Annotated in this window: 19 protein-coding genes and 3 pseudogenes; 10 read left to right on the top strand and 12 right to left on the bottom strand. The window is 30.0% G+C overall.

Annotated elements, in window-relative coordinates; translation table 11 throughout:
* The first annotated feature begins 18 nt into the window (after positions 1–18).
* Both KPL37_RS08285 and KPL37_RS08280 read left to right on the top strand, forming a co-directional pair.
* Complete coding sequence (locus KPL37_RS08285) at positions 19–1452, top strand: HD domain-containing phosphohydrolase (protein WP_216147818.1); 1434 nt, start codon at positions 19–21, stop codon at positions 1450–1452.
* A gap of 183 nt (positions 1453–1635) precedes the next feature.
* Positions 1636–3954, top strand: coding sequence for an EAL domain-containing protein (locus KPL37_RS08280; protein WP_216147815.1), 2319 nt, complete (start codon positions 1636–1638; stop codon positions 3952–3954).
* 90 nt (positions 3955–4044) lie between these two features.
* On the opposite strand, the gene KPL37_RS08275 is transcribed toward KPL37_RS08280, so the two are convergent.
* Entirely contained in the window at positions 4045–5658 is a 1614-nt protein-coding gene (locus tag KPL37_RS08275) for a sensor domain-containing diguanylate cyclase (protein WP_216147812.1), read from the bottom strand.
* Positions 5659–5851: 193 nt separating this feature from the next.
* Positions 5852–5950: pseudogene (locus KPL37_RS08270) on the bottom strand (VanW family protein); the annotation flags it as partial.
* 218 nt (positions 5951–6168) lie between these two features.
* On the opposite strand from KPL37_RS08270, the gene KPL37_RS08265 reads away from it, so the two are divergent.
* The 5 genes from KPL37_RS08265 to KPL37_RS08245 all read left to right on the top strand — a co-directional run bounded on the left by KPL37_RS08265 (position 6169) and on the right by KPL37_RS08245 (position 11416).
* Positions 6169–6924: a ZIP family metal transporter gene (locus KPL37_RS08265; protein ID WP_216147809.1), complete on the top strand. Its 756-nt coding sequence runs from the start codon at positions 6169–6171 to the stop codon at positions 6922–6924.
* A gap of 111 nt (positions 6925–7035) precedes the next feature.
* A complete protein-coding gene (locus KPL37_RS08260; RefSeq protein WP_216147806.1) occupies positions 7036–8166 on the top strand; it encodes a C40 family peptidase in 1131 nt (376 codons plus the stop codon).
* Positions 8167–8412: 246 nt separating this feature from the next.
* Positions 8413–8679 carry a metal-sensing transcriptional repressor gene (locus KPL37_RS08255; protein ID WP_071611311.1) on the top strand — a complete coding sequence of 89 codons (267 nt, stop codon included), beginning with the start codon at positions 8413–8415 and terminating at the stop codon, positions 8677–8679.
* Positions 8680–8706: 27 nt separating this feature from the next.
* Positions 8707–11157, top strand: coding sequence for a heavy metal translocating P-type ATPase (locus tag KPL37_RS08250; protein ID WP_216147803.1), 2451 nt, complete (start codon positions 8707–8709; stop codon positions 11155–11157).
* A gap of 46 nt (positions 11158–11203) precedes the next feature.
* A complete protein-coding gene (locus tag KPL37_RS08245) occupies positions 11204–11416 on the top strand; it encodes a heavy-metal-associated domain-containing protein (protein ID WP_216147800.1) in 213 nt (70 codons plus the stop codon).
* Between the two features lie 103 nt (positions 11417–11519).
* Here KPL37_RS08245 and KPL37_RS08240 read toward each other — a convergent pair whose 3' ends face one another.
* The 10 genes and pseudogenes from KPL37_RS08240 to KPL37_RS08195 all read right to left on the bottom strand — a co-directional run bounded on the left by KPL37_RS08240 (position 11520) and on the right by KPL37_RS08195 (position 19285).
* Entirely contained in the window at positions 11520–11768 is a 249-nt protein-coding gene (locus KPL37_RS08240) for an SHOCT domain-containing protein (RefSeq protein ID WP_216147797.1), read from the bottom strand.
* A 91-nt stretch (positions 11769–11859) separates the two neighbouring features.
* Positions 11860–12060 (bottom strand): annotated as a pseudogene (locus KPL37_RS08235) (class I SAM-dependent methyltransferase); the annotation flags it as partial.
* Between the two features lie 19 nt (positions 12061–12079).
* The gene (locus tag KPL37_RS08230) at positions 12080–12700 is read right to left on the bottom strand and encodes a CPBP family intramembrane glutamic endopeptidase (RefSeq protein WP_246578188.1); all 621 of its coding nucleotides are present in this window, start codon (positions 12698–12700) and stop codon (positions 12080–12082) included.
* 17 nt (positions 12701–12717) lie between these two features.
* Positions 12718–13617: a 1,4-dihydroxy-2-naphthoate octaprenyltransferase gene (gene menA, locus KPL37_RS08225; protein ID WP_216147792.1), complete on the bottom strand. Its 900-nt coding sequence runs from the start codon at positions 13615–13617 to the stop codon at positions 12718–12720.
* A gap of 28 nt (positions 13618–13645) precedes the next feature.
* A complete protein-coding gene (locus KPL37_RS08220; RefSeq protein ID WP_216147790.1) occupies positions 13646–15001 on the bottom strand; it encodes a 4Fe-4S binding protein in 1356 nt (451 codons plus the stop codon).
* 19 nt (positions 15002–15020) lie between these two features.
* Positions 15021–15560: a FixH family protein gene (locus KPL37_RS08215; protein ID WP_216147787.1), complete on the bottom strand. Its 540-nt coding sequence runs from the start codon at positions 15558–15560 to the stop codon at positions 15021–15023.
* A 33-nt stretch (positions 15561–15593) separates the two neighbouring features.
* The gene (locus tag KPL37_RS08210) at positions 15594–16112 is read right to left on the bottom strand and encodes a DoxX family membrane protein (protein ID WP_216147784.1); all 519 of its coding nucleotides are present in this window, start codon (positions 16110–16112) and stop codon (positions 15594–15596) included.
* 76 nt (positions 16113–16188) lie between these two features.
* Positions 16189–16989, bottom strand: a pseudogene (locus tag KPL37_RS08205) (polyprenyl synthetase family protein).
* 245 nt (positions 16990–17234) lie between these two features.
* Entirely contained in the window at positions 17235–18602 is a 1368-nt protein-coding gene (locus KPL37_RS08200) for a sensor histidine kinase (protein WP_216147781.1), read from the bottom strand.
* Between the two features lie 2 nt (positions 18603–18604).
* Complete coding sequence (locus KPL37_RS08195) at positions 18605–19285, bottom strand: response regulator transcription factor (protein WP_216147778.1); 681 nt, start codon at positions 19283–19285, stop codon at positions 18605–18607.
* Positions 19286–19543: 258 nt separating this feature from the next.
* Between KPL37_RS08195 and KPL37_RS08190 the strand changes: the two genes are divergently transcribed.
* From KPL37_RS08190 to KPL37_RS08180, 3 genes are all read left to right on the top strand, one after another.
* Positions 19544–19864: a hypothetical protein gene (locus tag KPL37_RS08190; protein ID WP_216147775.1), complete on the top strand. Its 321-nt coding sequence runs from the start codon at positions 19544–19546 to the stop codon at positions 19862–19864.
* 234 nt (positions 19865–20098) lie between these two features.
* Positions 20099–20779, top strand: coding sequence for a response regulator transcription factor (locus KPL37_RS08185; protein WP_216147772.1), 681 nt, complete (start codon positions 20099–20101; stop codon positions 20777–20779).
* Positions 20780–20781: 2 nt separating this feature from the next.
* Positions 20782–22185, top strand: a complete 1404-nt coding sequence (locus tag KPL37_RS08180) for a sensor histidine kinase (RefSeq protein ID WP_246578187.1) — start codon at positions 20782–20784, stop codon at positions 22183–22185.
* The last annotated feature ends 147 nt before the right edge of the window (positions 22186–22332 follow it).

The following is a 22332-nucleotide window of genomic DNA, read 5'->3' as shown; positions in this document are numbered from 1 at the left end:
AAATGGAGGAAAATGTAAATGAGCCAATCACCTAAAATTGAAGGGATAAGAGATGATGTTGTATTGCATGAAAAAACATTAGAAGAAGCAATATTTTACAATGGACCTGATATGAAATATTTTTATGATGAGCAAGGCAGATTAGTAAGGTGGAATAAGAAATTTCAAGATGTAACTGGTTACTCTTTCAAAGAATTATCTAAAATGAGCCTTATGGATTGGTACAAGGGTGATGAAAAAAATAATAGAGCAGTTATGGATTGTATTATTAGGGCTGGAGTAGAGGGGTTCGCTGACATAGAGGCCGAACTACAAAGAAATGATGGTACAATTCTACCTATATATTTTAACGCATTTACTCTATATTTGGATGGTCACAAATATCTTGCATGTAGAATTATCGATATAACGGAGCGTATGAAAAGGGAAAAAGAAATTTTTTACCTGAGCTATCATGATCAGTTAACAGGTTTATATAATCGTAGATTTTATGAGGAAGAGTTAAAAAGATTACGTACAGAAAGAAATTTTCCTATGAGCATTGTTATGGGGGATGTAAATGGGTTGAAATTTATAAATGATTCCTTCGGACATCATACAGGCGATGAGCTTCTTAAAAAAGTAGCAGAAGTAATAAGGGATTGTTGTCGATCTGATGATATTATTGCTAGGCTTGGAGGAGATGAATTTGTCATTATATTACCTAAAACTGATGCAATGGTTGCAGAAAAAATCATAAAACGTATAAATAATTTGTCATTAGCTCAAAAGGTAGGGTTCCTAGATGTCTCGATTTCCTTTGGATATGCAACTGAAAGTAGTAAAGAAGAAAAAATCGAAGATATATTAAAAAATGCTGAAAATAATATGTATAATAAGAAACTTTTCGAGGGTCCAGTTATGAAAGTAAAAACAATAAAGGCCATAATAAATACCTTATATAAAAAAAACAAAGAAGAAGAACAACATTCACATAAGGTTTCAAAATTATGCGAAAAAATGGGCGAAGCTCTTGGTTTGTCTGAGCATGCGGTTAATGAACTTAAAGAAGTTGGATTACTTCATAATATAGGAAAAGTTGCGATACATGAAAGTATATATAATAAAACGGGGAACCTTACAGAAAATGAATTGAGGGAAATTAAGAGCCATTGTGAAATAGGATATAGAATGCTTAATACAGCAAATAATATGTCAGACATGGCGAAATACGTATTGTATCACCATGAAAGATGGGATGGCTTAGGGTATCCAAAAGGTTTGAAAGGGCTCGAGATACCAATTGCGTCAAGAATTATAAGCATAGCTGATGCATATGATTCAATGATAACAGAGAGAAGTAACCGAAAAGCATTATCACTCGAGACTGCTATAAAAGAATTGCAAAGAAATGCAGGGCATCAATTTGATCGTGAACTAGTAACTTTATTTATTACAAAAATATTAGGATAGCGATTGAATGGAATAATGACGTGAACTTGGAGGGGAATATGTAATGGCTATTATTACTGCATTGTATTTTTTATGTTGTATCATTTATATAATAATCGGTGTATATACATTATTAAATGATACAAAAAACCAATTGAATAAAATTTTTTTGTATTATGTATAAATTTAGCATGTTGGGCATTTATGTTTATGTTATTAAATCTTTCAATTGATGCTAAAACTGCAAGTACCATATATAGATATTCTACTTTCTTTTGGGCAACTAATAACTGTTTACTTTTACAGTTTATTATAGTTTTAATAGGCAAAGAAGAATTTTTTAAAAAGCTATTTTCATATTTAATTTTTTACTCACCAGCATTATTATCCATTTACTTGTACGTTTTTCAACCTCAAACATCGCAAGATTTTGTAAAAATAAATTTAGGATGGGTTATACTTGAATCAAAAGGTAGGGGGTTTATTTGGTCGAATTTTTACATGGCATATTATTATATATATATGGTTACAGTTATCTTTCTTATTTTTGAATGGTGGAAAAGTTCAGTGATAACAAGGCAGAGAAAACAGGCAAAAATTATTTTAAATATAATGCTAATTACAATAATAACAGGTGGTATTACAGACATTATTCTTCCACAACTAAACATTTTAATAATACCATCTATAGATATTATTTTAGTTGTCATACCTATAATTGGAATATGGTATTCGATTAAGAAATATAAATTAATGGACCTTAATCCTACAAACTTTGTTGTAGATGTTATGAAAATAATTAATGAGGGGTTAATTATTGCAAATCAAGAGGGAATAATAAAAGAGATTAACAATGGAGCACTTAAACTAACAGGTTATGAAAAAAATCAGCTAAAGGATACATTGTTAACAACATTATTCTCAGGAAAGGTAGAATTATCAAAACTGACAAACTGTAGTAGTCTTGAAATTGAAATTGTGAAAAGTAATAGTGTTAAATTACCGGTTCTTTTATCTTCATCAATTTTAAAAGATAAATGGGGAGATATATTGGGTACTATGAGTATATTTCAGGATATTTCTGAAATTAGATTAGTTCAGAAAGAATTAATGAATTCATATGAGGAGCTTGAAACAAAGGTTCAGGACAGAACCTTTGAGCTAAGTAAGGCCAATAAAGAACTAGAGCGTGAAATATGTGTACGTATAGAGATGGAGCATAAAATAATAAAACTAGCTTATTATGATTATCTAACAGGGTTACCAAATAAAAGGCTATTTAGAGATAGGTTAAACCAGTGCATCATTAATTCAGCTCGGAATGAAAAAGCTTTAATGGTACTATTTCTTGATTTAGATTCTTTTAAAAGAATAAACGACACAAGGGGGCATGCTATAGGAGATGAACTTTTAAAAGCGGTTTCAGAAAGGATTACTAATACATTAAGAGAAGATGATACGGTTTGTAGAGTTGGTGGAGACGAGTTTCTTGTTTTAGTTAAAAATTTAGAAGAACGTCATATTGAAAAATTATCAGTAAAAATTCTTAACATTTTTAAAAAGTCATTTATTATAAATAATCATGAATTATTTATAACTACTAGTATCGGTGGTGCAATTTATCCAATAGACGGTGAAGATGTAGATACACTAATAAAAAACGCTGATATTGCAATGTACAAGGCAAAAGAAGAGGGTAAAAACAAATTTAGGTTGTGTACTTCCATTATTAAAGACAGAATTATTGAAGAAATGAAGTTAACAAATAGTTTATATCATGCACTAGAACGAAATGAACTAGAATTATACTATCAACCTCAATTGAGTGTAGTATCGGGCGAAATTATTGGGCTCGAAGCATTAATTAGGTGGCATAATCCCAAATTAGGTCTAGTCAATCCAGGGGAATTTATAGATATAGCTGAAAAGACGGGTTTAATACTGCCAATTGGTGAATGGGTAATGAGAAGTGCTTGCAGTCAAAATAAAAAATGGCAAGATGCTGGTATATTAAATGTACCTATAGCAATTAATCTTTCAGTAAATCAATTTCAAAACACAGAAATAGTTGAATTGATTACTAATATTTTAAAGGAAACAGATTTAAATCCAAGTTATTTGGAACTAGAAATAACAGAGAATATAATTATGAAGAATTCTGAATATATCATTGAGTCTTTAAAACAATTAAAACAACTAGGGGTAAAAATCGCAATAGATGATTTTGGTAAGGAATATTCCTCTTTAAATTATATTAAACAATTGCCAATAGATAAAATAAAAATAGACATGTCATTTGTTCAGGGGATAAATGTAAATCATAAAGATGAAGCAATTATTAAGGTTATAATAGTACTCGCTAAAAATTTAGGATTAAAAGTAATTGCAGAGGGAGTGGAAATAAAGGAGCAACTTGAGTTTTTAGAAGAGCAGATGTGCGATGAAATACAAGGATATTACTACTATAAACCTATGTCAGCTACTCATATAGAGGAATTAATGGTAAAAAACAGAGATATTTAAAAGTAGCTCTTTTTATATATTTAATAAAAATTGAAAAACCGTATGAGCGAGTTCAGACGGTTTTTCATTTGATTTTATGTGCGTTTTACTTCAATCTTTCAAAAACACCTTCATATTATTATTATAAATATTACACTGATTTCTACCATTTTGTTTTGAATAATACATTGCAGTGTCAGACTTTTTTATCAAACCGGCTGCATCTAATGAGTTATTTGGGTAAGAAGCTATACCAATACTTATAGTGATTGGATGTAAATCCGAATATTCTTGTAATAACTGGTTTTTAATAATACTTTTTCTAATTTCATCTGCTTCGATAAGTGCTTCTTCTGAAGTATAGTCACATAATATAATCACAAATTCTTCTCCACCATATCTAAAAACCATCCCTGTATCTTTTACTACAACCTTCATAGTTTTTGCAATTTCTCTTAAAATTAAATCACCAACTTCATGCCCATAAGAATCATTTATCAATTTAAATTTATCTATGTCACAGAACATAATAGATATTTGTTTATGACCTTCATTTATCTTTTTATTAAAGCTTTCATAAAAATATTTATGATTATATACCGAAGTTAAATAATCTGTGTTTGAATATATTTTGAGCACTTCATTTTCTTTTTTGTGTTCATAAATGCTATCTATCATATTATTAAAACTTTTAGTTAAGGATGTTATCTCTTCTGGTCCAATTACATCAGCATGTATTAATAAGTTTTTATCTTCCATTCTCTTAATTTGATTTTCAAGACTTTTAATGGGCTTAATAATAATATTTTTAAACCTCCATCCTAAAAGGGAAATTATTATGACTGATAAAAGCATAGCAATTAAGGTATTCCTTTGGATCAATTTTTGGGTTGATAAAAAATATTCTCTAGAGTGTATTATATTAATATATCCTATTTTATTACCTGAAATATCTGTTATAGGCAAATTGCCTATAACATTTAGTTTATCAAGATTATATATGGTATTGTTTTTATTTTTATTAATAATTGCAATGTTTTTGTTAATATATTTATTTAACTGCACAGCTGAAACAAATTTATTATCATAGCTAACAAAGATATCACTACCAAACTCTTCTTTTATTTTTGCAATAAATGTTGAAGAAATCTTTTTACCAATAATAACTATGCCATGGCATATGCCTGCAGAAGTATTTTTAAAAATAGGGCATTCACTTATCATATATAATTCACCATTATACTTTTTAAAACCAGTAACTCTTGAATTTTCATTAAATTCATCTTTATTTAATGATCCCATGATTTTATTGTCATTTAGAATGTCATTTAAATTATTTAACCCATGTTGAGCAATAAGTTTTTTGTTTCTATTTAGTATAACTATTAAATCTACTCCATATTTTTGTGGCAGCCATTTAGTATAGTTATCTGAAAACCAATTTTTATCTATATTTACATCTTGGACCTTATTGTAAGTTTCATCCCAAAGCGCATAATCTCCTACTAGTCTTTCAATCTCAGATACTTTTGTTTGGAGTATTTTACTAGACTGTTCTGTTTTTGAAATCACTTGTTCCTTTTCTATATTTGTAAAATACTTAGAGATAAAGATATCATTTAAAACAAAATTTATAATAAGAGTAATACATATAATTAAAAATAAAAAAACTGTTATTATTGATCCTAAATTATTTAAGGACTTCTTTATTTTATTAATATTCAATTGCACCATACCTCTTTCATAATTCCTAAGATATATATTTTAAATTAGCTGTATACTGCTTTTATTATAAAAATTTAAAAGGGCACTACTTTAAGATATTCAAATAAAAAGGAGACGTTACATTTAAAGTAGAAAAGAAAAGTAATAATGAAAGAATTATGAAATTTTATCGATATAGAGCAAAACTTGTTCTAAGTATTGCATTATAAAGTGTAGTTGAGACTTGGCATACTCCACCACCTAAGTCATCTACAACTTTGTCGTTTACAATTCCTTTTGCTAGCTTATATCCTTTTTATAATTAGCATTATTTATTTTCTATATAATGTTAAAACTATTATAAAATTTTACAATGGTGGTAATACTTTGAATTAAATTAATTAATTATTTAAACTAATATCAAAAGTATTTACTGTGTTTTAAAAATATATTTACCATATATTCTAACTTAGCTTTTATTTAGCATAGAATTAAATATGGTATTATTTTTAAAAATGGAGGACGTTATTGATGATTACTAATTTTAATTTGCTTATTCACATAAGCAATATAGGATTTTTTACTGCATGGATTGGAACAATGGTTGGAATACTACTTTGTTTTATTACTACAGATAATGGGAGAAGATTTAAAGGTACTGTTTTGGGATTTCTTGGAGGTCTTATGCTTGCTATTATTTGTTTCGATTTAATTCCAGAAGCATTTGAAAATGGTAATGTATATATCGCAACAATTGGTATATTTATTGGACTTATTACTGCATTATTAATTGATAGTGGTGTTAGTTATCTTAATTTTGGAAATTCAGATGGTGAAAAACAGAGATATTTAAAAGTAGCTCTTTTTATGGCTATAGGTTCAGGAATTCATAATATACCTGCTGGAATTGCATTAGGTTCACTTTTAAATATTTCATATACTAGAGGTTTTCAGTTAGCAATCGCTCTACTTCTTCATGGAATACCTGAAGGACTAACCTTAGGCATGTATCTTAAGGGAGGTGGTGCTAAAATACATACAATAATACTTTTTTCAGTATTTACTTCCATACCAATGGGTATAGGTGCTTTAATGGGAGGAATTTTAAATAGTGTATCGCCTATAATTATTTGTATTAGTTTATCATTTGCTGCTGGTTTAATATTATATACTGTCTGTAAAGAGATAATACCTGAATCCATTGGACTTTGGCGGGGGAGATTATCCGCAAGTGGCACAGTACTTGGAATAATAGTAGGTAAGATATTTGTTTCAATAATGCATTAAGTACTTTAGGCCTATAAGTTATAAAAATCGGTTATCTTCATAATAAACACACAAGTTTTTGATATACTTATTTTGTATTTTATAGAGTATAAAAAATGAGGAGATGTAATAATGAAGACAGTCCTGAGAAACCTTGCAGTTGCAATAACTTTGGTATTAATTTCAAATGTAACAGTACTAGCAGCCCCACTAAATGAGAAGGTACAACAGCAGAAAGATTCACTAACTATAATTCAGACCGAGAAAGAACAAGTTGAAATGAAAATAGAAGAGTTTGATAATGAAATTGAAAAGATTATGATTAAGACTGAAGAAAATAAAGGAAAAATATCTGAAACCCAAAAGTCAATTGAAGTTGCCGCAGTGGAGGTTAAAAAAGTTGCAAAGGAGTCACAGAAAGAACAGGAATTGTTTAATAGTAGAATGAGAGTTATGTACATAAATGGATCCGATGGATATGTGGGTATTATATTGGATTCAGAGAGCTTTGGAGATTTTATATCAAGAGTAGATAACATAAAAACCGTTGTAGAGTTTGATAAAAAACTAATGGCTAAGTTTGAAGCATCACAAAAAGAATTAAATGAAAAACAACAAAGTTTGAATAATACAAAGGAAGCATTACAGAGTTTACAAGTAGAAAACAAGCAGAAGATTGATAAGATAATGGTTACAAAAGAGTCACAAAACAAATTAGTAACCCAATTAAAGAATAAGGAAATTGCTGCTAAAGAATTACAGAATAAATTGATTACTGAAAATAAAAGTAACAAGAATATTTCTGCGCAGATAATTGAACCTCAAGTGTCAGTAAATAAAAGTTTAACAAAAATAAGTGAACTAAAAAAATCAGTTTCTACATATACGCCTTCAAGGGGTGGAGCAACAGTATCTCAAGAGTCTATAATAGCCTACGCTTCTAATTTTCTTGGAACACCATATCTATGGGGTGGAACAACGCCTTCAGGATTTGATTGTTCAGGATTTACGCAATATGTATATGCACATTTTGGAATATCTGTAGGCCGAACTACATTTGATCAGATAAATGATGGTGTAGAAGTATCAAGGGACAAGCTTCAACCAGGAGATTTGGTGTTCTTTGGAAGTTTTGCTAATCCTCATCATATGGGTATGTATATAGGGGATAATAATTATATACATGCTCCTCATACAGGAGATGTAATTAAAATTTCAGCTATGGGAAGAAATGATTATGTAACTGCTAGAAGGGTAAAATAAATTCTAAAGATATAATTACAAAATTTATACAAAGTAGTGCTAACATGTAATTAAGATAAAATATTATTAACTTAATATTTTGTATGTGATGCCCCCTCCGTATAGAGGAGGCATTATTTTTTAGTATTAAAAATAGCTATAATCTTATATGTAGATTTTTAAGTAAGAAGTTGACATATATTTTTTTTAGTATTATTATATAGTTACACCCCCCCCTAGGGGGTTGGGTATGAGAGAGGCTAAATAATGAATAATGAGCAAAAAGAAGCTATGAAAATCTTAAAAATATCAAAAGGACAAATTGAAGCAACTATCAAAATGATAGAAGATGAGAGGTATTGTGTAGATGTGTCAAATCAAATTATTGCTGCACAATCACTCCTAAAGAAAGCTAATTTATTGATTTTAAAACAGCACATGAATCACTGTGTTATGGAAGCCTTTGAGCATGACAAAGGCAGTGAGAAGATAGATGAAATTATAGGTCTTTTATCAAAAATAATTGGTAAATAGAATATATGGAATAAGGAGGAGAATTATATGGTAACTAAGTCATTGAAAATAGAAGGAATGACCTGCGGAGCATGTGCAAAAGCTATTGAAAGAGTAACTAAAAAATTGCCAGGTATTTCTGAGTCAAGTGTGAATATTGCAACAGAAAAATTAAAGATAGTTTATGATGATTCATTAATTAAGTTATCTGAAATACAAAATGTTGTTGATAAGGCGGGATATAAATTATTAGTTGAAACAACTAATAAAACATTAAAAATTGAGGGAATGAGTTGTGCATCTTGTGCAAAAAATATAGAAAGAATAACTAGAAAACTCAATGGAGTTATAGAATCAAATGTAAATTATGCTACTGAAAAACTAACGATTTCTTTTGAGCCATCCTTAGTTAAAACGAATGATATAAGGAAGGCTATAGCAAAAGGCGGATATAAGGCTCTTGAGGAAGAAAGTAACGTAGATCTTGATAAAGAAAAAAAAGAAAAAGATATAAGGGCATTATGGAATAGATTTTTAATATCTGCTATATTTGGAGTGCCGTTATTACTGGTTGCAATGGTACCAATGATTGTTATGAAAATGAATATGATGCTTCCGAGTGTTATTGACCCTATGATGCATCTTAAAGCGTATGCAGCATTACAATTAATACTTGTTATTCCCATAATGATAACAGGTAGAAGATATTTCATAGTGGGATTCAAGTCTTTAGCACGGCTAAGTCCTAATATGGATTCGTTAATATCCATGGGAGCTTCAGCTGCATTTTTATATAGTATATTTGCAGTTTATGAAATATTCATTGGTAATACTGGTTATGAGATGTATTTTGAATCGGCAGGTATAATATTAACTCTTATAACTCTTGGAAAGTATTTAGAGTCAGTTACAAAAGGAAAAACCTCTGAGGCAATTAAAAAGCTTATGGGACTTCAACCTAAAACTGCAATTATAATTAGGCAGGATAAAGAAGTTGAGATTCCAATTGATGAAGTAGAAGTTGGAGATATAGTTGTTGTAAAGCCAGGAGAAAAAATGCCCGTGGACGGTGAAGTTGTTTTCGGGACTACATCTGTAGATGAGTCAATGCTTACGGGTGAGAGTATGCCGGTTGAGAAAAGCATTGGACACAAAATAATTGGAGCAAGCATAAATAAAAATGGTTCTATTAAGTTTAAGGCAACTAAAGTTGGTAAAGATACAGCACTTGCACAAATTATTACATTAGTTGAAAATGCACAAGGATCAAAAGCACCAATAGCTAAAATGGCAGATATTATATCTGGCTATTTTGTTCCAGTGGTTATTGGACTTGCGTTAATATCGTCTTTATCTTGGTTAATAGCTGGTCAAACGGGAGTGTTTTCACTAACAATATTTATTTCAGTCCTTGTAATTGCTTGTCCTTGTGCACTTGGCCTTGCAACACCAACGGCTATAATGGTTGGAACAGGAAAAGGCGCAGAGTATGGGGTGCTTATAAAAAGCGGCACGGCTCTTGAAACAGCACATAAAATTCAAACTATTGTATTCGATAAAACGGGAACTTTAACTGAGGGAAAACCAAAGGTAACGGATATAGTTACTGTAGCTGGTATAGACGAGGACTATTTATTAGTAATAGCAGCTACTGCAGAAAGGGGTTCAGAACATCCACTTGGCGAATCTATAGTAAAAGAAGCAGAGGATAGAAAACTAGATTTCAGAAATACAGAAAAATTTAATGCTGTGCCAGGTAGGGGAATAGATGTAATTATAGATGGTAAAAAAATATTACTTGGAAACAAAAAACTCATGGATGAGAGTAATGTTTCTTTATTAGATTTAGAGAAAGCATCGGATAAACTTGCGGTGGAAGGAAAGACGCCTATGTTTATTGCTATTGAAGGTAAACTAAGTGGCATAATTGCGGTAGCAGACACAGTAAAAGAAAATAGTAAAAAAGCTATAGAAAGACTTCATAGTATGGGAATACAAGTTGCAATGATAACTGGTGATAATAAAATGACAGCAGAAGCAATAGCAAGGCAGGTTGGTATTGACACGATTCTTGCTGAAGTATTACCAGAAGATAAGGCAAATGAAGTTAAAAAACTACAAGCAGAAGGTAAAAAAGTTGCTATGGTTGGTGATGGAATTAATGATGCTCCAGCACTTGCACAGGCTGATATTGGTATCGCTATAGGATCTGGAACTGATGTTGCAATGGAGTCTGCAGATATCGTACTTATGAGAAGTGATTTAATGGATGTACCTACAGCCATTGAATTAAGTAAAAAAACCATAACAAATATCAAGCAAAATTTATTCTGGGCTTTTGGATATAACATTCTAGGAATACCAGTTGCAATGGGAGTGTTACATTTATTTGGTGGTCCGCTTTTAAATCCTATTATTGCGGCGCTTGCAATGAGTTTTAGTTCAGTTTCAGTATTAACAAATGCATTAAGATTAAAAGGTTTTAAGCCATTAAGATAAAGGTGCTCTATATATGAGAAATTAAAATTGGAAAGGAGAAATAAAAATGAAAAAGAAAATATACGTCGAAGGTATGAACTGTGGACATTGTGTGAACCATGTTAGTGAGGCACTAAAGGAAATTGGAGCAAAAGATGTAGCGGTAAATCTTGAGAGTAAGATTGCTACTGCAGAAATTGGTGATAATATTACAGATGATTTTATAAAGGCAGCTATTGAAGATGCTGGGTATGATGTTGTAAAAATAGAAAAAGTATAGATTAAATAGTAAAATTTAAAGGCTTAAATTTAAATTATAAAAGGTTCAAGTATTACACAAAATGTAATACTTGAACCTTTTATTAAATGAATTAAAAATATTCCTAGTTCTTCCTAGAAAGAATTGTTTTCTTTTTACTATACTCTTCTTCATTAATTTCCCCTTTAGCATATCTTTCATTTAGTATATCTAAAGCCAAATTATCTGATGAGAAAGATGAAGGTGAATTAAATTTCATTAGTTTGAAAACTAGAAAAACAAACGCTAAAAATATTAAAAATCCAAAGCCCATCATTAGAAACATCCCTCCTCCAGTACCATATCCAGATCCTAAAAATCTATTACAATACATATAAATAACCTCCTTGAATAAGTTTAGATTTATTTACTTAATATAATTAAATTATAAACTGTACTTGTGTAGAAAATATGAAGAGCGCAAATTAATAAATTCGGTTAGTTAAGGGCTTAATGCCATAATGTAGCGATGCTATCCCGAAGGTTAGGGATTTGAACTCTGAATTGTCAAAACCAATGCGTTCAAATTCATCTCGTAGTTGATCTTTTGTCATGAAACTATTTACTGAATTCCTTAAATAGTAATAAGCTGATTTATCTTGGGTGCCTAAGTAACCAATAAAGGGTAGTGCGAAATAAGCCTCCTTACATTAAAGGGAATATTACGAAAATTGTTAAGTCCCAAATTGCATGGGATATAATTACTGGAAGTAAGCTTTTTTCTTTTTTATAAAGCCATCCCCAAAATACTCCACATACTAAAGCTGCTATTACAAGCATAACATTACCTGTAATTATGTGAACACCAGCATATAAAAGAACTGAGATAAGATATCCCTTAGTCTCACCCATTTTTTTAGATAGAGTATTTTGTATAAAACCTCTCCAATATATTTCTTCTCCTGGGCCAATTATAAATAAAAGTAGTAATCCTATCCATATTAAATTTCCATTAGACCTATTACTGTAAACGGATAATACCTGCGAATCCTTAAAAGGAAATATGAAACCTGATATAATGTTTCCTAAATAAAATATTATATATAGTACTATAGCTGAGAAAATTCCAATTAAAATATGTCTTATAGTTGGTTTACCAATTTTAAAAATATCTTTATTAAAAATAAATGACATTAACACTAATGCTGAAATTGACAGACTCATTTCTAACCAAAAATTCATTGGTTTTATTACAAAAAGTAAATACCAAAGAATGCTTGCTATGATTAACGTGAAAATAATATAATTAGAATTTTTTTTGCTCAAGTCTAGTCCTCCTTTTATCATAATAGAAAACTCAATAATATAGAGAATATTAGTAAAATTCCAAATTGGGCTTGAAGTTTTCCAGTCGATTTATCAAGCGTTATTAATGCGGAAATCGAAATATCGGAATTATATAATGTTTTTGAATTTGAAAAGGCTATAGGTAATGTAATTAAACAAAGTAGACTAAGTAGTGGAAGGACTCCGAAGAAAATCATAATTATAAGGGATACATATGATAAAATAAGTATCCCATAATAAATTTTCTTTGCATTATTTTTGCCAACCAACATTGATAAAGTTTTTATGCCTGCATTTTTGTCATGATGTATATCGCGAATGTCGTTTGCATGTAATATGGCTGTAGTTAAAAGGCCTACTGGAATTGAAATCAGAAGGGCATCAGCACTAATACGTTGCATTTGAACATAATAAGAACCAATTACCATTAAAGGACCAAATAAAAGAAATACTAGTGGAGCTCCAAGCCCCTTATATTTTAGCATCAGAGGTTTTCCTGTATAGGAATAGCCGCTGAGGGCACCTATGAGCCCCAATATTAATACAAATACACCCTTTTCATAGGATAAAAATAATCCTATAAGACCTCCCAGTATTAAGCAAAGCATTCCACAACGAAAAATCTGGTTGGAAGATAATAAATTCTCCAGAATAACACCGCTTGAACCATAAGAATCTTTTGTATCAACTTTGTTTTTATAATCATCATGATCGCTTAGTAAATTAACATAGGTGTGTAATAACAAAATAGCAACAACAGAGAGCATAAAATACCCAAATTGAAAATTATTTTGTTTAATTGCGAGGATTGCTCCTAATGTAACTGGAATTACAGAACCAGTGAAAGAGAAGGGTCTTATAGCTCTTAACCATGTCTTAATATTGCCACTAATCATAAATACTCTCCTTTTACTATTTTAGTTGTTACATACGCATTGCCATTGGAATAGAAAACAATACTATATTCGCTACTGCAAGTAATACCATTAGAATTGTATAAACTATAGATGTTCCTAAAAGTGTTTCTTTATTTTGACTGCTTTTTGCAATTCTGTAAGCAGTGTATATTGAACCTATAGTTCCAATTACAATAATAATATATTGAAGAACTTGAATAGTTGGACTAGAAAGTATTGCAGTTGAAGCACCATGGGATGACATCCCGAAAAGTTCCATTGCAGTATAAACTACAGATTTACCTTCTGCTAGCAAGTGAAATAGGTTATGAGCTATATGTCCTGCTAAGTCTAACGGTATAACAGCATATCCAAATCTTGCGAAATTTTCCATGATGGAAGCTTTGTTAAATTTTTTAGCAATAAGACCTGTAAAAAGTAGTAACACAACAGGAATTAACATAGCTATAAAAAAAGTTACAGTAAAAGTTATATAATAGTTAGTTGTTCCTAGTATATTTTCAAGAGAATGTAATAATTGACCCCATATATTTAGCATGGTTATGTTTTGAACAAATACAATGCCCATAATTACGATGGCCAAAAATGCTACTTCTATTTTTGGTTTTTTAATATCCCATAATTCTTTAGTAGGTGTGCGAGGACTTATTCTAATAGAGTCGTTTGGACAATTTTTCACGCAGTTACCACATAGGTTACATTCTGCACTACTATCCATGGTTTTAGGAAACTCAAACATAGGACATCCGGGAACTTCACTTGTTCCTTTGTAACAGGTTGATGTTTTGCAGTTTTTACATACATCTGGAGTGGCGCGTAGTTCAACCATACCAGCTCTTGAATAATTACCAGATAATCCGCCAAGGAAACATAAGTATCTGCACCAAGTCCTTCTCTCAAAGAGTGCACCTGATAATATTACTGCGGTAGTTATCATTAAAAGCAGTATTCCTGAACCACGAGGGTTCTCAACTACGCCCCAAACATGATCACTCCAGGTAATCATAAGAAAAGTTGCATCAATAATCCATATTCCATATTTTCGTAAAAATTTTGGTACAGGTTTGTTATTGCCTACAAATTTCTGAACAACATCATTTAGGAGTCCAAAAGGGCATACAATGCACCAAAATCTACCGAAAAGCAGTAGAAGGATTGGGAGTAGCGGCCACCATAGTACCCAAGTTCCTGCAGTGCCAAAGTTATCATGAGCGTCGGTTGGTCCAGCAATTAATTCATATACGATAAAGGCAAAAACTATAGCTACTGGCCACTGGAATATACCGGGGTACCATTTACTTTTGATAAATTTTTTAAAAGCTTTATTTTTTAAAAAGTCCTTTTGTTTTTTTATATCTGACATTATTATGAGGCCTCCATTTCTATGATTTAATAGATTTTTTCTTATTTATAGCAGCTATAACTAAAATAAGCACAACTACTCCTGAAAATATGCCAATTATAAGAAAGCTAGGGCCTGATTTTTGAACATTAGCATTAAAATCAACGTTTTTTGCATTTTCTTGAAGTCCGAAAGTCGAGGTAACAATCCATTTACCCGTACTTTTAAAGTCTATCATACCTGTATATTCACCTTTTTTAGAACCTTCTTTTAAAGCAATTATCATGGGCGTATTTTCCGCTGTCATACCACTCATGCCCTTCATATCAGTAGAGTTGTCCATGGCTACAGTGATTTTCAAATTAGCGTTGGTTAAAGGTTTCTCGTTTTTATCAAGTAAGGAGAATGTAAATTCATTCTTTCCTGGTTTCAATTTTTCATTTTTAAAGGTTAAGGAAGCTTTTACACCATCAACCACTTTATTTGTTTGGGTACCAGTTGTAGATGCAAATGCTGAGGGTGAAACTGATAAGACTAATATTAATGTAAATACAAAGGTTTTTAATGTTTTTAATTTCATGTTTATTGAACCCCTTTCGTTCCAAAAATTATTTTATGATGAGATTAGGTCAGAATTTGATTTTTTGTTAAAGACTTTTTTAATAATGGGTAATATAAAGTGGTCGAGTCCAATAGTATAGGCATTAGTTCCAACAAATAAGAGTATGAATGCTACTGTATACATATTTGGATTTGTACTAGTAGTGCCAGCTAACATATAATTTAGGTTCATAAGTGCACCAGCGATAAGACCAACAACTGTAAGAGCACCTAGGATTAAGCTAATACCAACAAGAAGCTCACCAAATGCTACTAGATAACTAAATGTTACAGCATTTGGAAGTGCTATATTTTTTATAAAGTCCGCATACCATGACTGAACTGCTGGGTGAACACCTGTTGCTTTAACTAACGCAGCTTTTAAAAATCCTGTTATACCAGTGCCAGCAGTGCTGCCAATCCATCCACCTCCAGTAACTTTTTCAAGGCCTGCAGAAATCCATTGGTAACCTAACCATATACGGAGTGCTGTCCATAAGATACTTAGGTATTTATTTTTAAGTAGTTTCATTTTAAAATCTCCTTTAGTTTATATTTAGAATATTAGTTTAGAAAATTTAAAATTTTCATTATGATTAACTTACTTTTTATGAAAGATTAAGAATATAGTTCACAAGATTTATTAAACTTGTTTTATAGGTCGAGTCTTCAAATATCGTAAGAGATGATATTGCTTTATCTCCATACAATTTAGCATCTTTTGCGGTAATATTTAGATTAGTAGAAATATCTTTATCCATACAGTCATCCATTATCTGGTATGACATTCCTAAATTTAATCCGTATTCTTTTAACCCATTTATTTGTTCTTTTGTTGCGCCAGAGAGTGATGCTGCAATTTTGCAACTAACAGACATAAATAATGCTGTTTTGCATTTAATAATATTCAAATAAATTTCACGAGTTGGTAACTCATTTTCTGCTTGAACCATTTCAGCTGCGCACATGTTTTAAGTCAATTCAATTATAATTTGCTCAAATTCTTTTGGTAGAGAATTCGCAAGAGTAGAAAATGCCAAAGAATAAACAACATCACCAGCAAGGATTGCTATTTTATTACCATGAACTTTATTTAGAGTTTTTTGACCACGCCTTAGAGTGTCGTTATCAAGGACATCATCATGTATTAAGCTAGCACTATGCATGAGTTCAAGGCCGGTAGCAAATTTAATTAACTGATTATTAGTATTTTGTGGTAGATTATTATCTATAAGACCTGACGAGAGTAAAGCTAGGACAGGACGAAGTCTTTTTCCAGGAATTTTAAAAAAATAACCTATAATTTTTTTTAAATAATTTGTACTTAGATTTTTACAGATTTTTTTTAGTCCTTCTTCAACAAGAAGTAGATCATTACTTATTGGGTTATAAATATCATCAAACTGCAAATTTTTCATCACCTTCCTATATTTATTAATTTATTAATATATTCTTTTGAAATGGCTGTTTATTTAAAATTTTGTAAGTACAATATGTAGTATATAAAAATGGTATGAAGATATTATGTAGAAGAGATGTTAGACTTGTTTTTTATAAAGCAAAAAGAGGAGCATTATGCTCCTCTTTTAACTTGCTTATGGATATAATTCAAGTGACTTTGATATTTATAATTCTTTGAATAGTTGGATAATAATCACAAAACTTTATTAAAATATAAAATAAACGTGCTTCCTTTTCCTTCTGTACTTTTTACTTCTATGTCTGCCTTGTGGAGGGTCAATATGTTCCTTACAATTGTAAGGCCAATACCTGAGCCTTCTATTTCATGTCTACTTTTATCGCCTCGATAGAGTCTTTCAAATATATAAGGTAAGTCCTCTTCCCTAATGCCAATGCCTGTATCTTGAATTTTCAATATTATTTTTTTATTAGATTCTTTTAAAGTAATATTAACTTCTCCTTGTTCTTTTGTAAATTTAACTGCATTTGAAAGTATATTAATAAGTACTTGTTTTATTTTATCTGTGTTTCCAAAGATATTACATTGGCTATTTGCACCGCATTTTAAGGCTATTTTGATATTTTTATTTTGTGCTATTAGTTCAAACTCTTTTTCGACTAAAGTGATGATATCTTTTAATGAAATTTTTTCCATATTTAAAGCTGTGCCTTCTCCTTCAATCTGTTTCAAGGTATTTAAATTGTCTATAAGCTTCCCAAATCTAATAACTTCATCATTAAGGTAAATCAATCGTTCATTGTCTATTGGAAAAATACCGTCAATCATAGCTTCAAAATTGTTTTGGAGAATATTGAGGGGAGTTCGTACTTCGTGGGATATATCCGATATTAACCTTTTTCTAAGAGCATCCTGATGCTGAAGGTTTTCTCCAAGTGTATTTATACTATTTCTTAAATTTTCAAGTTCTAAAATGCTACTTTTATCATATGAGCGTGCATTATAGTTTCCATTTGAGAGATCAACAGAAATTTCCGAAACTTGCCTAAGAGGATTAGAAAATTGCTTGGAAATAAGCAAACTAATTAATATTGTTATCAAAAGTGAGAGTACAATACTTAAAATAATGCTCTTGTTTATTGATGTCTTAAAATTTACATCATCACTGGTTAATAATACTGGACCGTTTTGTCCTATGTCTACATAACCTACAATTTTATTTTTATATTTTATTTCAAGAGTTCTTAAAGTATATATGCCGCTACTTTTATGAGGCATAGTATTATTAGTGTTGTTAATTATATCATTTGCATTCATTCCCCAAATAACTTTTTTATTTGTATCCTTAAGAGTGAGGCAGTAATTACTCATATAGGCTTCATGTGTAATTTCTATTCCAGAAGTTTTTGACCACTTACCATTCTTTTCATATGCTGCTACTAAATATTTTACTATTCCAGTATCCCTTTTATGTTGTATTTCCACTAAATACTTGTTAAAGGTTTTTGATATTGCTATATTTACAAAAAGTGTAGCTAAAAAGAGTGCCAGTATAGATGTACATACTAATATAATACTTAATCTTTTTCTTATACTTTGCATAATTAATCACCGCCAAATTTATAACCAATTCTAGTTACTGTGATTATGTATTTGGGATTTCTGCTATCTACTTCTATCTTTTTACGTATATTTTTAATGTGCACATCTATTGTCCTATCAAAACCTTGAAAATCTATTCCCATAATTCTTTCAATGAGATGTTCCCTTGTAAATACTTTGCCGCCATTAGATGAAAGAATTTGTAATATATTGAATTCGTTTGGAGTAAGAGATACTTCAAGACCTCGGACATAAACTACCCTTTTGTCATAATTGATTTCTAAATCTCCATTATCAAAAACCATTGTTTCAGACTTATTTATATTAATCCTTCTAAACAAAGCATTTACTCTTGCAGTTAACTCTCTTGGGCTAAATGGCTTAACTAGGTATTCATCTGCCCCAAGGTTTAATCCTTCTATCCTATCATCTAAGGTGCTTTTGGCAGTTAGCATAAATATGTGTACCTCGGAAATTTTTCTTAAAATGCTGCAGACCTCTTCTCCAGATATGTCTGGTAACATAAGGTCTAATATAACTAAATTAAATTCGATTTTCTCGAAAAGTTTTATTGCGTCTAAACCTTTTGTAGTGGTATATACACTATAACCTTCTTTTTCAAGATATGCTTTTAGTATTTCAGAAATTTTTTCTTCATCTTCAATAATCAATATATTATTCAAGTTTATACACTCCTCGTATAAAATAGTTGTAATTAGTAATTGGTATTATAATTAACTTATTTATAATACATAACACTCTTTAAGTCAATACAATATCTTCTACTGAAACTAGAATTTAAGGAAAAAGATTGATGATTTAATGTGAATTAAACACAATAGAATCCAATTTTTATGAACTATATTTTATAATTAAATGGGTAAACTATATAATGCACACTATGTATATAGTGTAGTTTTATATTTGAAGGGAGAATATTTATGAGTGAGAAAGATTTAGAAAAATCAGAAAAAAGTAAAAATACTATTGAAATTACAATTCCTTTTAACGGTACAATTTCAGGAGCTAATGTAGGTCAAAACTCTTCAAATGATGATGATTCGAAAAAACAAAAAAGTGGTCAATCAGATGATGATAATCCCAAAGAAGGACATATGATTAGTAAAGCTAATTCAGGTGATTTTTCTGATGAGGATAGTTCACAAAAGGATAAAATGAGTAATAAATCAGATGAAAGTAATATTTCTGTTGATGCTACTTCAAAAAAAGGACAAATGATAATTAATATATCAGAAAAGTAATGTTAAGAATGAGAGTTTAATAAGAGTAATCATAATTTATATTACATGTAAAAATACATATGAGAAATCATATGTATTTTTTACATGCTATTTATTTTACAAATATAATAGTCTTAATAAGAATGAGCATATATGAAATACTCATAAACATGGCTAAGACTAGGAAGATAGTGTATATTAGTAGTATATGGAATCTATGTGCTAACTATATTACTGTAAAAGGATGGTGCTATTTTGAAGGATTTTAGAATTCTTTTAGTGGAAGATGAAAGGCTAATGTCAACATTTATTGAAATGGAATTAAGTCATGAAGGATATAAAGTTGATGTTGCTTATGATGGACGAGAAGGTTTAAATATAGCTGAGGAAAATGAGTATAATTTAATACTTCTCGATGTTATGTTGCCTGGGCTTAATGGAATTGAGGTTTGCAGAAGAATAAGGCAGTTATCTCTTGTACCCATAATTATGCTTACTGCCAAAAGTGATATATCAGATAAGGTTTTAGGACTGGATGTAGGTGCAAATGATTACCTTACAAAACCATTTGAAATAGAAGAACTATTAGCAAGAATTAGGGTATATCAAAGAGGAACATCTATAGGGAATAAGAATGATGAGATTAAAGTAAAAGACATAGTTATGAACAATAAAGCTCATAATGTAAAGAGAGGTAGCAAAGAAATTGAACTTACAAAAAAAGAGTTTGATCTTTTAGAAATACTTTTAATAAACAAAAATGTTGTGCTTACAAGAGCACAATTAATTGAAAAGGTATGGGGTTATGACTATATAGGCGATACTAATGTAGTAGATGTGTTTATAAGATATTTGAGATGCAAAATTGATGATGGCTTTGAGGATAAACTTATAACCACTGTAAGAGGGGTAGGATATGTTATTAAAGGTGAGTAATTATGAATTTTAAAATCATGGGTTCTAAAATTATGAATTTGAAAATGATCAAAAGTGCAAAAATATCTTTGAAATTAACGGTTATTTATGCTGTAATGTTCTCATTAATATTACTTATTTTAAATGCTTCTATTCTATATGGCATAAAATACTATTTGTATGGGCAAGCAAATAAACAAATAGAAGACGTCAAAACAATAGTGTTAACTAATATCACGTCTCGAAATGAACATGGAGATTTGTCAGATAAGGAACTCATTTCAGATGTGACCTCAGAGCAAAATATATCAATAAGAATACTAAATCAATCTGGAAAAGTACTAAACAAATCAAAAGAGTTTAATTATAAGATTACAAGCAAAGAACCTTTTGATAAAATAATAAAAATTAAAGAAGATGATAAGCACTTAGTATATAAAATTTTAAAAATGAAAACCCAAAAATATGGAGTAATTTATATTCAAATAGTTAAGTGGATGGGTAATGAATATGACTTTATGCAAATTCTATTTATTTTAATGGCAATTGCAGATTTTATAGGTATGATTGCTTCAATTATATTAGGGTATGCTATGAGCAAAAAGATGTTAGAACCTATTAATCGAATAACTAAAGCTGCTGATAATATTAGTATTAATAATTTATTAGGAAGAATTGAGGTTGAAGGTCCTGATGATGAACTTAAAAGACTAGGCAACACTTTTAATAAAATGATAGATAGACTTCAAGAATCATTTGACAGGCAAATTCAATTTGTATCTGATGCATCACATGAACTTAGAACTCCTATTGCAGTTATCCAGGGGTATGCAAACTTAATAGATAGATGGGGCAAGGATGATAGAAAGGCTTTAGAAAAATCTATTCATGCTATAAAACTAGAAACTAATAATATGACAAATCTAGTTGAAAAACTATTATTTATCGCTAAGGGTAATAGCGGAAATCAAAGAATTAAAAAAGAAAATTTTTTGCTAAATGACCTTATTTGCGAAGTGATTAGTGAAACTAAACTTATAGATCATAGTCATACAATATCAAGTGACAAAAATGATTCCATTAGTATATTTGCAGATTATAAAATGATAAAGCAGATGCTTAGAATATTAATTGATAACAGTATTAAATTCACATCAGAAAACGGTACAATAGACATAAGTTCACGAGTTGAGTGTAGTACAGTAAAAATTACAGTTAGCGACAGTGGCATGGGAATACCAGAAGACGAAATCCAAAATATATTTGAAAGATTTTATACAGTTGATAAATCTAGATCAAAAGAAAAAGGTGGTACTGGGCTTGGATTATCTATTGCTAAGTTGATTGTTGATGTACATAACGGAACTATAGATGTAGAAAGCAAAGAAGGTTTTGGGACAAAAATAACTGTTATTTTAAATATATAGATTTCGGGCTTCATTGTTATCTGTACATTCTTTGCTAAAAGATAATAATTATTAAGTTAAATCTAAGATGCTTTTAATGTGATTTTAATCTTATAAATATATTATATAAGGCATGGGGGACAATTATACAATCTCCTAATAATTAAA

Source organism: Clostridium frigoris, from assembly GCF_018861865.1.
Lineage (GTDB): Bacteria > Bacillota > Clostridia > Clostridiales > Clostridiaceae > Clostridium_AD > Clostridium_AD frigoris.
This window is presented reverse-complemented; position numbering and strand designations above follow the sequence as displayed.

Coding starts and splice junctions, on each gene's coding strand:
- KPL37_RS08285 (WP_216147818.1), top strand. CDS start 19: ATGAGCCAATCACCTAAAATTGAAGGGATAAGAGATGATGTTGTATTG.
- KPL37_RS08280 (WP_216147815.1), top strand. CDS start 1,636: ATGTTTATGTTATTAAATCTTTCAATTGATGCTAAAACTGCAAGTACC.
- KPL37_RS08265 (WP_216147809.1), top strand. CDS start 6,169: ATGATTACTAATTTTAATTTGCTTATTCACATAAGCAATATAGGATTT.
- KPL37_RS08260 (WP_216147806.1), top strand. CDS start 7,036: ATGAAGACAGTCCTGAGAAACCTTGCAGTTGCAATAACTTTGGTATTA.
- KPL37_RS08255 (WP_071611311.1), top strand. CDS start 8,413: ATGAATAATGAGCAAAAAGAAGCTATGAAAATCTTAAAAATATCAAAA.
- KPL37_RS08250 (WP_216147803.1), top strand. CDS start 8,707: ATGGTAACTAAGTCATTGAAAATAGAAGGAATGACCTGCGGAGCATGT.
- KPL37_RS08245 (WP_216147800.1), top strand. CDS start 11,204: ATGAAAAAGAAAATATACGTCGAAGGTATGAACTGTGGACATTGTGTG.
- KPL37_RS08240 (WP_216147797.1), bottom strand. CDS start 11,768: ATGTATTGTAATAGATTTTTAGGATCTGGATATGGTACTGGAGGAGGG.
- menA (WP_216147792.1), bottom strand. CDS start 13,617: ATGATTAGTGGCAATATTAAGACATGGTTAAGAGCTATAAGACCCTTC.
- KPL37_RS08220 (WP_216147790.1), bottom strand. CDS start 15,001: ATGTCAGATATAAAAAAACAAAAGGACTTTTTAAAAAATAAAGCTTTT.
- KPL37_RS08215 (WP_216147787.1), bottom strand. CDS start 15,560: ATGAAATTAAAAACATTAAAAACCTTTGTATTTACATTAATATTAGTC.
- KPL37_RS08210 (WP_216147784.1), bottom strand. CDS start 16,112: ATGAAACTACTTAAAAATAAATACCTAAGTATCTTATGGACAGCACTC.
- KPL37_RS08200 (WP_216147781.1), bottom strand. CDS start 18,602: ATGCAAAGTATAAGAAAAAGATTAAGTATTATATTAGTATGTACATCT.
- KPL37_RS08190 (WP_216147775.1), top strand. CDS start 19,544: ATGAGTGAGAAAGATTTAGAAAAATCAGAAAAAAGTAAAAATACTATT.
- KPL37_RS08180 (WP_246578187.1), top strand. CDS start 20,782: ATGAATTTTAAAATCATGGGTTCTAAAATTATGAATTTGAAAATGATC.